Source organism: Streptococcus sp. FDAARGOS_256 (assembly GCF_002289235.2).
Taxonomy (GTDB): Bacteria; Bacillota; Bacilli; order Lactobacillales; family Streptococcaceae; genus Streptococcus.
The window spans coordinates 1,542,572-1,554,813 of record NZ_NTGM02000001.1; the positions used below are offsets into that span (position 1 = coordinate 1,542,572).

Annotated in this window: 9 protein-coding genes and 3 tRNA genes; 3 read left to right on the top strand and 9 right to left on the bottom strand. The window is 34.4% G+C overall.

Features of this window, described 5'->3' with window-relative positions; genetic code table 11:
• Positions 1-130: 130 nt before the first annotated feature.
• A complete protein-coding gene (gene trpS, locus A6J84_RS07625; RefSeq protein WP_084922202.1) occupies positions 131-1,156 on the bottom strand; it encodes a tryptophan--tRNA ligase in 1,026 nt (341 codons plus the stop codon).
• A gap of 195 nt (positions 1,157-1,351) precedes the next feature.
• Here trpS and A6J84_RS07630 point away from each other — a divergent pair, with 195 nt between their 5' ends.
• Together A6J84_RS07630 and A6J84_RS07635 are read left to right on the top strand one after the other, a co-directional pair.
• Positions 1,352-2,974, top strand: coding sequence for an ATP-binding cassette domain-containing protein (locus tag A6J84_RS07630; protein WP_000958788.1), 1,623 nt, complete (start codon positions 1,352-1,354; stop codon positions 2,972-2,974).
• Between the two features lie 61 nt (positions 2,975-3,035).
• Positions 3,036-5,588 (top strand): YfhO family protein, encoded by a 2,553-nt coding sequence (locus A6J84_RS07635; protein WP_049520653.1) that lies wholly within the window; start codon positions 3,036-3,038, stop codon positions 5,586-5,588.
• 21 nt (positions 5,589-5,609) lie between these two features.
• Here A6J84_RS07635 and A6J84_RS07640 read toward each other — a convergent pair whose 3' ends face one another.
• Complete coding sequence (locus A6J84_RS07640) at positions 5,610-8,264, bottom strand: YhgE/Pip domain-containing protein (protein WP_070696094.1); 2,655 nt, start codon at positions 8,262-8,264, stop codon at positions 5,610-5,612.
• Between the two features lie 127 nt (positions 8,265-8,391).
• Between A6J84_RS07640 and A6J84_RS07645 the strand changes: the two genes are divergently transcribed.
• Complete coding sequence (locus tag A6J84_RS07645; protein ID WP_000665081.1) at positions 8,392-8,934, top strand: TetR/AcrR family transcriptional regulator; 543 nt, start codon at positions 8,392-8,394, stop codon at positions 8,932-8,934.
• A gap of 32 nt (positions 8,935-8,966) precedes the next feature.
• On the opposite strand, the gene A6J84_RS07650 is transcribed toward A6J84_RS07645, so the two are convergent.
• From A6J84_RS07650 to rlmH, 7 genes are all read right to left on the bottom strand, one after another.
• A tRNA-Asn gene (locus A6J84_RS07650) sits at positions 8,967-9,040 on the bottom strand.
• A 5-nt stretch (positions 9,041-9,045) separates the two neighbouring features.
• Positions 9,046-9,117 (bottom strand) — tRNA-Glu (locus A6J84_RS07655).
• Between the two features lie 51 nt (positions 9,118-9,168).
• On the bottom strand, positions 9,169-9,921 hold the full coding sequence (gene comE, locus A6J84_RS07660) for a competence system response regulator transcription factor ComE (RefSeq protein WP_000866079.1): 753 nt from the start codon (positions 9,919-9,921) through the stop codon (positions 9,169-9,171).
• Positions 9,918-11,237: a competence system sensor histidine kinase ComD gene (comD, locus tag A6J84_RS07665; protein ID WP_000362883.1), complete on the bottom strand. Its 1,320-nt coding sequence runs from the start codon at positions 11,235-11,237 to the stop codon at positions 9,918-9,920. The genes comE and comD overlap by 4 nt, the downstream gene beginning before the upstream one ends.
• 20 nt (positions 11,238-11,257) lie before the next feature.
• Positions 11,258-11,383 (bottom strand): competence-stimulating peptide ComC, encoded by a 126-nt coding sequence (comC, locus tag A6J84_RS07670; protein WP_000799678.1) that lies wholly within the window; start codon positions 11,381-11,383, stop codon positions 11,258-11,260.
• A 164-nt stretch (positions 11,384-11,547) separates the two neighbouring features.
• Positions 11,548-11,621, bottom strand: a tRNA-Arg gene (locus A6J84_RS07675).
• A 43-nt stretch (positions 11,622-11,664) separates the two neighbouring features.
• Positions 11,665-12,144, bottom strand: coding sequence for a 23S rRNA (pseudouridine(1915)-N(3))-methyltransferase RlmH (gene rlmH, locus A6J84_RS07680; protein WP_000694219.1), 480 nt, complete (start codon positions 12,142-12,144; stop codon positions 11,665-11,667).
• Between the last annotated feature and the right edge of the window lie 98 nt (positions 12,145-12,242).

Consider the following 12,242-nt stretch of genomic DNA (forward strand, 5'->3'; position numbering starts at 1 on the left):
TTTTTGAGCTTGACTCTTTTTGTATTGTATCTATCATACCATTCTATGAAAATTTGTCAAATGATACAAGGACAAATAAAAAACTATCTTTTCCTGTGCGAAAAAAGATAATTTCTTATAGTATATAAGCTTATTTAAAATAATGAATTCCCATTGCTTCCTTAACCTCAGATAGAGTTTGTCCTGCAACCTCGCGAGCTTTTTCGCTTCCTTTTTGAAGCATATTATACACTTCTCCCATATCCTGAGCAAATTCGATACGGCGCTCACGAATAGGACCAAGTTCGCGTTCTAATATTTCAAGTAGATAACGTTTCGTCTTCACATCACCAAGACCACCACGTTGATAATGTTCTTTCATATCCGCAATTTCTTGAGCGTCTTCTGGACGACCAAACACATCTAGATAATGGAAAACCATGTTTCCTTCAATCTTACCTGGATCCTCAACCCGAATATGGTCTGGATCAGTATACATGCTCATGACTTTTTTACGCAACGTATCCTCATCATCAGCTAGATAAATACCATTATTAAGGGATTTAGACATTTTAGCATTTCCATCTAAACCAGGCAAACGTCCTGCTCTCTCATTTTCTGGATAAATACCTTCCGGCTCCACCAAGACCTCACAATTATAAGCATGATTAAAGGAACGAACAATCTCACGAGTTTGCTCAATCATTGGTTTCTGATCTGTCCCAACAGGAACATAATTAGCCTTGAAGGCAGTAATATCTGCTGCTTGCGCAATCGGATAAACCAAAAATCCTGTCGGAATACTTTCTCCAAACCCTTTCTGAGCGATCTCTGTTTTCACTGTAGGATTGCGCTCTAAACGTGCTAGTGACACCAAATTCATATAGTACATAGACAGTTCAGCTAACTCTGGAACCTGACTTTGAATAAAGATGGTTGATTTACTTGAATCTAATCCAACTGCTAGGTAATCTAAGGCAACATTCCCAATCGATTCTACAATCGTTTGAGGATCTTTGGCGTGATCTGTCAATGCTTGTTGGTCCGCCAAAAAAACAAACATGTCATACTTGTCTTCTTCCTGCAGTAATACTCTATTTTTAAGACTCCCAACATAATGTCCAATATGCAGTTTTCCTGTTGGGCGATCTCCTGTTAAAATAATGGGTTTCGTCATTTTTTTCTCCTTCGAAATGGTCTCTTCAATTATAGCATTTTTTTGTTAAAATAACAGAAAATTATTTAAATCAAACAACTAACTCATTGTAAACAAACCTGTAAACTTAATTGACACAAAATTGACAAACAAAAATTTGAATATTTCTCTCTTTTCTAGTAGAATAAATATATTACATATTATAGGAGAAAAACATTGCTTACAGTATCTGATGTTTCACTACGTTTTAGTGATCGCAAACTTTTTGATGATGTCAATATCAAATTTACAGAAGGAAATACATACGGATTGATTGGTGCTAATGGTGCTGGGAAGTCTACATTCTTAAAAATCTTAGCTGGTGATATCGAGCCAACAACTGGTCACATCTCTCTTGGTCCAGATGAACGTCTCTCTGTTCTCCGTCAAAATCATTTTGACTATGAAGATGAGCGAGTTATTGATGTTGTCATTATGGGAAATGAAAAACTTTACAACATCATGAAAGAAAAAGACGCCATTTACATGAAGGAAGATTTTTCAGATGAAGATGGTGTTCGTGCAGCCGAACTCGAAGGTGAATTTGCTGAACTTGGAGGTTGGGAAGCAGAAAGTGAAGCGTCTCAACTACTTCAAAACCTAAACATTCCAGAAGAATTGCACTATCAAAACATGAGCGAATTGGCCAATGGTGAAAAAGTGAAGGTTCTCCTTGCTAAAGCCTTATTTGGTAAACCTGATGTTCTTCTTTTGGACGAACCAACCAATGGTTTAGATATCCAATCGATTACTTGGTTAGAAGACTTCTTGATTGATTTTGATAACACCGTTATCGTAGTATCCCACGACCGTCACTTCTTAAACAAAGTGTGTACTCATATGGCCGACCTTGACTTTGGAAAAATCAAACTCTATGTCGGAAACTACGACTTCTGGAAGGAATCTTCTGAGCTTGCTGCTAAATTGCTAGCAGACCGTAATGCCAAGGCAGAAGAAAAAATTAAGCAATTGCAAGAATTCGTTGCTCGCTTCTCTGCCAACGCTTCTAAGTCAAGACAAGCAACGTCTCGTAAAAAAATGCTTGACAAGATTGAATTAGAAGAGATTGTGCCATCTAGTCGTAAATATCCATTTATCAACTTTAAAGCAGAACGTGAGATTGGTAATGATCTCTTGACAGTAGAAAATCTAACTGTAAAGATTGATGGCGAAACTATCCTAGACAATATTAGTTTCATCTTGCGTCCAGGTGATAAGACAGCTCTTATTGGACAAAATGACATCCAAACGACTGCATTAATTCGTGCAATCATGGATGACATCGACTATGAAGGAACTGTCAAGTGGGGAGTTACTACTAGCCGTTCTTACTTGCCAAAAGACAACTCGGCTGATTTTGCAGGAGGAGAGTCAATCCTTGACTGGTTGCGTCAATTTGCAAGTAAAGAAGAAGATGATAATACCTTCCTACGTGGTTTCCTTGGTCGTATGCTCTTTTCTGGAGATGAGGTTAACAAACCTGTAAACGTCTTGTCAGGGGGAGAAAAAGTACGTGTCATGCTTTCAAAACTCATGCTCTTGAAATCAAATGTCCTTGTACTTGATGATCCAACAAATCACTTGGACTTGGAATCTATCTCAAGCTTGAACGATGGATTGAAAAACTTTAAAGAATCAATCATCTTTGCCAGTCATGACCACGAGTTTATCCAAACTTTGGCAAACCATATCATTGTTTTGTCTAAAAATGGCGTCATTGATCGTATCGATGAAACCTATGATGAATTCCTAGAAAATGCAGAAGTACAAGCAAAAGTTAAAGAACTTTGGAAAGACTAAATAAGACTTCAAAACTCAGTTGGGGTAACCAACTGAGTTTTCTATCATTCTACGAGGTAACATGAAATCATTTTTTAAAACATATTGGACCTATTTTGTTTCTTTCATCATTCCTTTAGTAATTATGACTGGAGTATACCTAACTCAAGGTATCTACTGGAATAGCGATTCATCTCCACTATTAGGAGATGGTTTCCATCAATACGTTATTTTTGATGTGGCTTTACGAAATATTTTACATGGAAATGGTAGTTTGTTTTACACCTTTACAAGTGGCCTCGGACTGAATTTCTATGCTCTATCTAGTTATTACTTGGGTAGTTTTCTCTCACCTCTGGTTTACTTTTTTAATCTGTCGAATATGCCAGATGCTGTTTATCTGACCACTCTCTTAAAATTTGGATTGATTGGTCTGTCAACCTTCTTTAGTTTGACTAGATTATTTAAAGATATCCCAAAATTTTTAAAACTTGCCTTATCTACTTCCTATGCTCTAATGAGCTTTACCGTTAGTCAGTTAGAGATAAAAACCTGGCTAGATGTTTTTATCTTGATTCCTTTAATTATAACTGGTTTATACCTACTTATAACACAAAAGAAGCGCCTACTATACTTTACAAGTTTGTCAATCTTATTTATTCAAAATTATTATTTTGGGTATATGACAGTATTGTTTCTTATTTTCTGGTATCTCTGCCAAATTTCTTGGGACTTTAAAACTCGAAAATCATCTTTTCTTGATTTTGTTGTTACCTCCTTTTTAGCTGGAATGGCTAGTTTGATTATGACTCTTCCTACACTGTTTGATTTACAAACTCATGGAGAGAAGTTGACTGCTATCACAAAATTAAAGACAGATAGTAGCTGGTATTTGGATATTTTTGCAAAACAATTCATTGGATCTTTTGATACAACTAAGTATGGATCTATACCAATGATTTTTGTTGGATTGCTTCCCTTTATTTTAACCATTCTATTTTTCACAATAAAATCCATAAAGTTTCACGTGAAACTTACCTATGCAATTTTCTTTACTTTTTTAATAACAAGCTTTTACATAGAAGCACTTGATTTATTTTGGCAGGGGATGCATACCCCAAATATGTTTTTGCATCGCTATGCTTGGATTTTTTCCACTCTGTTAATTTATACTGCAGCAGAAGTATTAAATCGTCTGAAAGAACTGAAGCTATGGAATCTATTTGTCTCACTTTTTCTTGTACTAACAGGATTTTTGGCTACTGTCTATTTTAAATCACACTATTCTTTTTTAACTGATTTGAATATCCTGCTCACTCTTGAATTTCTACTAGTTTATGCTCTTTTACTTCTTGCAGTCATTAGAAAATTTATCTCTGTAAATCTATTTGCAATTCTTTTGTCTTTATTTATAACAGCTGAGATAAGCTTAAATGCATCATCTCAAATGGAAGGAATAGCTAAAGAATGGGCCTTTGCTTCTCGTAGCGTCTATAATAGAGATATCACCGCTATGGAATCCATTCTAAACCAAATTGACAATCCATTTACACGTACTGAAAAACTGCAAATTCAGACTGGAAATGACAGTATGAAATTTAACTACAATGGAATCTCTCAATTTTCGTCTGTACGAAATCGTTCAGCTAGCACTAGTTTGGATAAACTGGGATTCAAATCCTCTGGAACCAACCTTAATCTCCGTTATGCAAATAACAGTCTTTTAGCAGACAGTTTATTTGGAATCCAGTACAATATTTCTGAAACTTCACTTGATAAGTATGGTTTTCAAGAGATTTATCAAAAGGATCATTTAACCTTATATAAAAATAAACTCTCTTTACCCATTGCCTTTGCCACTCAATCTATTTACAAAGATGTAAACTTTAACAATCACACTCTAGATAATCAGGCTTTATTTATAAACCAGCTTGCTAATCTCAACTTAGATTACTTCTCCCAAATAGCATCTGATAAAACAGATACTTCAGATGGTTTAACGAGCATTACAGATTCTGCTAATGAAGATGCAAAGATTGATTATCAAATTGAGGTTCCTCAAAATAGTCAAGTCTATCTCTCTTTTTCAAATCTTCATTTTACAAACGATAAGCAAAAGAAAGTTGACGTCATTGTCAATGGAGAAAAAAAGACTTTTACAACTGACAATGCATTTAATTTCTTTAATTTGGGTTATACTGAAGAACGACAAACTTTCAATATCAGTGTTAGTTTCCCTGGAAATTCTCAGGTGTCCTTTGAATCTCCAACCTTCTATCGTTTAGATACTCAGGCTCTTACTGAGGCAATTCAAAAGATTAAAGAACAACCTGTAGAAGTATCCACCTCTAAAAATAAAGTCTTTGCTACATATGAAGTAAAACAAGATACCTCTATTTTCTTCACTATTCCTTATGACAAAGGTTGGTCTGCATACCAAGATGGGAAAAAACTTGAAATCAAGCAGGCTCAGACTGGTTTTATGAAAGTTGATGTTCCAAAAGGAAAAGGCACCATTACACTTTCCTTTATCCCCAATGGTTTTGTTATTGGAGCAGCCTGCTCACTAACTGCCCTTCTTCTTTTTGGGATCTATAATCACAGACGAAATTTATCTAAGACAGAAAAAGATTGACCAATTTCTTGGCCAATCTTTTTAATCTTCTTCCATTTTCTTAGGTTGATAAGCTAGCATACCTAAAGCAGTAAAGAAAGCTAGAGTTATAATAAGGAAAATTACTTGATGATGAATATTTCCTGTCATAGAGATTGTTTGTCGTAAGCCTGATACAGAGTAACTCATTGGTAACCAAGGATTGATACCTTTGAAGAAATCATTTGTTAAAGCAAGGGGATAGGTCCCTGCACTTGATGCTAACTGTAATAAAAGTAAAATAAGAGAGAAGAAAGCTCCTATACGGCTATTCCAAGTTGTTAAAGCTGTCACCATAGACATGAAAGCTAAACTTGTGATTATAATTAGAATCAAGGTCCTCATCTCATGGTTCGCAGTCAATCCAATAAGATGGACACCTCCATAAACTAAAACACCTGCTAAGACAGCTATAATCCCATTTATTTCAGAGCGAGACTTCAACCAAGCCCAACGACTCTCTGGATGACGTCCAGAAGGCAACTTAGCAAAAATCATATTGGTAGATATAGCAGCAACAAAAAGAGCAACTGATATCATATAAGGAGCCATAGCAATCCCATTTACAGGGACTTGGTCATTGTCTGTTTTTGAGAGAACTAGAGGTTCAGATAATGTCTCTGCATTTTTAGATTCTGTTGATGCTGATTTAAGTTGATTGTTAGCATTGCCTAATCCTTGTCCTAATGAATCAACTCCTGTCTGTAAATCTTCAAGACTAGAGGTTAAGGTTGTTCCACCATCTGCTAGTTTTCCAGCACCATCTGCAATCTTCATGGCACCACTTCCTAGTTGAGATGCTGCAGAAAGTAACTGTGTTGATTTATCTGTTAATTGACCAGAGCCAAATTGTAATTTAGTAAGACCTGCTATTAGCTCTGGACTCTTATTATTCAATTGAGCAGAACCAGATGACAAACTTTCTATACCTGATACTAATTCTGGAGCTTTTCCAGCTAACGCATCTACTCCAGTTGTCAAGGTTGATGTATTTTCTGTTAACTTACTTGATCCAGAAACTAATTGATCCAGACTAGTTGTTAAACTTGCATTCTTTTCACTTAGTTGATTAGCACCTATAGAAATAGTATCCAATCCTTTAGTGTAGTTTACAACTCCTTTTTCAATTGACTGACTTCCAGGAACTAACTTATTATTTACAGAAGTTTGTAATGTTGCAAATCCATTTGACAAGGTTGTCAAGGAGCTAGATGCTGCAGGTAAGAGTTGATTTGCTTTCGTCTGCACATCAGATAGATTAGATACTTGTTGTTCTGAATTCTCTATACTTTCTTTTAATCCCCCTACTGTCGTTAAAATTGTTTTTGCTGACTCAATCGTAGAATTAGAATTTTTAGAAACAGCTTCAGTCAGTTCTTTCTTTTGTTCCTCTGTGAGAGATTGATAAGTAGCTGTTGATTGAAGGTTAGCAATAGTTTTCTCTTGTTCTGTCTGACTTTTAGTCACAATATCCTGTGCAAGAGTTGTTAGATTTGGCAAAGCTTCTGAAAATTTACTTTTCAGTTGAGTGTCATCTGATATTGTAAGAGCTTGTAGTGTTTTATTTAGTTCTCCTAAGCTTGTTGCCAATTGCGCTATTTCTTCACTTTGTTGAGATGAGGACTCTAATTGACTTGAAATTTCTTTAATACCAGTATTTAATTGCTCCATTCCATCTCTTAGTGTATCTGATTGATTGGATAATTGACTTGTTCCGTTAGAAAGTTCTTTCACACTACTTGTATAAGCATTTACACCAACTGAAAATTGATTGAGACCTGTATCCAGTTGTGAAACGCCACCTGTATAAGACTTTATACCTGTATTTAGCTGATTTACACCTGTCACCAACTCAGGAGTTTTTGAAGCTAATTGACCAAGTCCAGTGTCAACTTGTGAGACAGCATTCGTATAACTTTGTAAACCACTATTAAAAGTTCCTAAACCAGTATGTAATTGCTCTATAGCAGACACATAGCTAGATAAGCCTTTTGTAAATTGATCCGCTCCAGTTGAAAAAGTTACAGTTGAATTAGCTAGAGTATTAAGACTTGTCGTCAACGTTTGACTTCCCGTCACCAACTGATCGGCTCCATTAGCCAATTGTTCACTTCCCTCAGCTGCTTTATTTATTCCAGACTTCAAATCATTCATTTTTTGAAATAAAGCCTTAGTGTACGTTTCAGTAATATTAGTAGAGACGGTTTGTTTTAATTGTGTCATTGCAGAATCACTCATCTTACTTGCAATAAAGCTATGCCCACTTGACGTCTGATAATCAATCTGCATCTGTTCAGGATGATTCGTTAGGATAGAAGTAGCTTTTTCAGATAAGTCACTTGGTAAAGTCACTACCATGTAGTAGTCACCATCTTCTAGTCCTTTTTCTCCTTCCTCTTCATTAACAAAGTGAAAATCTAAAGCCTTATTTTCTTTTAAATTAGACACCATGTCTTCACCTATTGTCATTGCCTGTCCATTATAAGAAGCTTCCTTATCTTTATTGACAACTGCCACAGGTAACTCCGATACTTGACCATATGGATCCCACATGGATGATAAAAATATAATGTTGTATAGAGCTGGAATGAAAGAAATCCCTATCATTACAATGATAAAGGTCGGTTTTTTAAATATTGCTTTCCATTCTTTAAACATGTTCTCTCCTTTTTTACACATATTGTCTAAAATTTTGATATAATAGATTATACATCAAAAAATCTAAATTACAAGGTAAAAAATATTTTTTAGACACATAGTCTATTTTTGTTCACAAGGAGGAATTATGAAAGAAAGTAACAAACGTTTAAAAACAAAACGAATTATCGAAAATGCCATGGTTCAATTATTGATGGACCAGCCCTTTGATCAAATTTCTACTGTCAAGTTAGCAGAAAAAGCCGGAATTAGTCGTTCCAGCTTTTACACTCACTACAAGGATAAGTATGATATGATTGAACTCTACCAAAGTATGCTATTTCATACCTTTGAGTATATTTTCCAAAAACATGCTCATCACAAAAGAGATGCTATTTTAGAAGTGTTTGAATATTTAGAGTCTGAGCCACTATTAGCTGCACTCTTATCTGAAAATGGGACAAAAGAAATCCAAAATTTCTTGAGAAATAAGCTTCACATCATGCTTAGCACCGACCTTCAGAAACGCTTTATGAAACTACAACTCACTCCAATTGAATTAGAATACAGTAGCATTTATCTAACAAATGCTCTATTTGGTGTTTGCCAGACTTGGATTGCTCACGGAAAAAAAGAAAGTCCGCAAGAAATGACAGACTTCCTTATGAAAATGTTAGGTGATGTAAACTAAAAAAGAACACCAGTGGTGTTCTTTTTATCTAACTCCGCCAGTAGGACTCGAACCTACGACATCATGATTAACAGTCATGCGCTACTACCAACTGAGCTATGGCGGATAAAATAGTCCGTACGGGATTCGAACCCGTGTTACCGCCGTGAAAAGGCGGTGTCTTAACCCCTTGACCAACGGACCATCTATCTGTAGCAGATATAACCATTATATCAATTTCTTACTAATTGTCAATCACTTTTTAGATTTTTTCTCTAGAATATCTTTTAGTTTGCGGACTTTTAAACGGGTAATAGGACAACGATGATCTTCATAAAAAACAACTTCTAAATTCTTTCGATCAATTTCTCTCACATTTCCCACATTGACAAGGAAAGATTTATGGGAGCAATAAAATCGCTGGGTATGTTTGTCCTTTTCCTGAATATCTGTCATAGTTCCATAGAATTCTTTAGCAAAATTCTTACCAATAATCCGAAGTTTATGAGAAACTCCTGTGGTTTCGATATACAAAATGTCATGGTAAGGAATTTTCAAATCATTTCCTTTATAGTTGTAATCAAAATAGTCTACAACATCTTCGTTTTCAAGCAGCATGCTCTTAGTGTAAAAAATACTCTGCTCGATGCGTTTTTTGAACAATTCATCATTGATATCTTTATCAACAAAATCTAGGGCTGATACCTGGTATTTGTACGTTAAGGTAGCAAATTCAGATCGACTAGTAATAAAGACAATAATAGCATAAGGATTGTGATGACGGATAAACTGAGCCACTTCAAAGCCTTTTTTCTCGATTCCATGAATATCGATATCTAGGAAATAAAGCTGGTTTACTTCATCATTTTCGATATATTCCTTAAACTCACGAACTTTTCCTGTTGTCTTATATGAAATAGGAATATTCGATTCTTCCGAGATTTCATTCAATATTCTCTCTAGTCTCACTTGATGTTCAATAACATCTTCTAAAATTAATACTTTCATTCGAATTCCCTCTTAAATCTAATAATTTGTCTAAATGTGTTGTCTTCCATCTCTGTTTCTAAAATAATGTTGTCATACTTATCTAAAATCTCTTTAACATTATTAAGTCCTAAACCTCTATTTCTTCCCTTGGTAGAGAAACCTAAGGCAAATAGATCCTCTGAAGGCGTCATAGTGATTTTGCATGAATTCTGGATAACTATAACTGTTTCAAAATCCATTTTAATGACTGCAACTTCCATTTGTTTCAAATAACTATCTGCAGCCCCTTCAACAGCATTGTTTAATAAAATGCTCATTATACGAACAAGATCAAGTAAATCTATTGACAGTCTAGTAATGATATCCTTTACTTCCAATGTAAACTCTACATCATTTTTTCGTGCATAGACAATAGATTGAGCAATTAAACTTCGTAAAGCAGAATCTTCTATATTATTTAAATCAAAGTAAGTATATTTTTCTGACCTCAATTTCTGATTTGCTTTTACTAGGACTTCATTGTAAACCCTGTTAATTTCTTGTAAATCTCCACTGTCAATCGCCATTTGCATGCTAACAAGCATCCCTGCATAGTCATGACGAAAACCTCGAATTTCATTATACAACTCCACAATTTCATCAGTATAAGTCTGTAAATGTTTTTGTTCAAATTTCTTTTGTTTTAGAGCAATCTCTTTTTCAATTTGAACCTTGTGAGAATTCATTGCAAAGAAAATCAATAACAAGCAAATAAAAACAATGGTTGATAAAATACTTCCGAAGCTATTTAAATGATGAGTTGTACTTACTATATCTGAAATAAACAATAAGATATGCAAACCAAAGAAAGCAACTATTACTTTTTTTAAAAAAGGATACAGATAATCTTTATCAAAATATTTAATATCCAGATGAAAATAACGAATTATTATTAGAATAGAAAAATAAGTCATCAACAATACTACGAAAAGAAATGTACTTTTATAGTGTAATACTACTTCATCTCCTGTTATAGAAGATAAGGTTACGGATATAAAAGTATGAGTACTGTGATATAATAAAGATAATAGTAAACTGATAAAAATAGCTTTGTATTTTTCAGACTTCTTTAACTTTCTTAAATAAAGGTACACAACCAAAGGAAATAAAAATTTAGACAAAGCAAAACTATTAGAAAATACTAGTGTAATAATTTCTTCAAGTATAAAAACTGAGATGCATGTATAACAGAAAAAAACAATTTGTTCTTTTCTATTTATTTTACAGATCCATTCATAAATTTTGCTAATAATGATAAAATAAAAAATAGCTATCCCTAATCCAAATAAATCCATTACTCTCTACCTTTATTTCATTACTTTCTTCTTGGAAAAATAAGATTACGAATTGTTTCTGAAATTCTCCAATCTCCACCCCGAATCTCCTGCAATTCTGCCTCTGTTACCTCTTTAAATTGTTCCAACTTTACTGTATTTTTCATAATGAAATCTCCTGTATTATTTTTCCTTGTAAGTTAACTTACACACCTATTATACAAAATGAAGACCATGTAAGAAAAAATTCTTCCCAACTGTACATTTTTGCACCTGAAACGCACTTTTTTAAGAAAAAAGCTGGAATTTACCCCAGCTTCGCATCTAAAATTGATCCCAGCAGGATTCGAACCTGCGACCGTTCGCTTAGAAGGCGAATGCTCTATCCAGCTGAGCTATGAGACCTAACATGACCATTCTATCAAAAAACAAGAGCTAAGTCAATCTTCTATTTGTGGTAAGGAGAACCCTGCTGAATTGTAAAAGCACGGTAAATTTGTTCAACTAAAACCAATCTCATTAACTGATGTGGTAATGTCAGACGTCCAAAACTGACAGAAAGATTGGCCCTATTTTTTACAACAGGAGCTAGACCCAAACTCCCTCCAATGATAAAAGTAAGTGTTGAATATCCTTTGATAGAAGCTTGCTCTAGTTGCTTACTAAATTCCTCTGAGGAGAGTGTTTTTCCTTCAATGGCTAGTACAACGACAAAGTCTCTTTCTCCAACCTTAGAAAGAATTCTTTCACCTTCTGTTTCCAAGATTTTTTGATTTTCTAATTCACTGGCTTTGTCAGGTGTCTTCTCATCAGTGAGCTCAATCATTTCTAATTTGGCGAAACGTGAAATTCGTTTGGTATATTCAGCAATTCCATCTTTAAGGTATTTTTCTTTTAATTTTCCTACTGTTACAATTTTTATTTTCATTCTTCTATTCTATCATATCCACACTTCATTTCACATCTTATACACAAAAAAATCATTCAAAATTACTAGTGAATTCACAGAATAAAGCGAGTTATCCA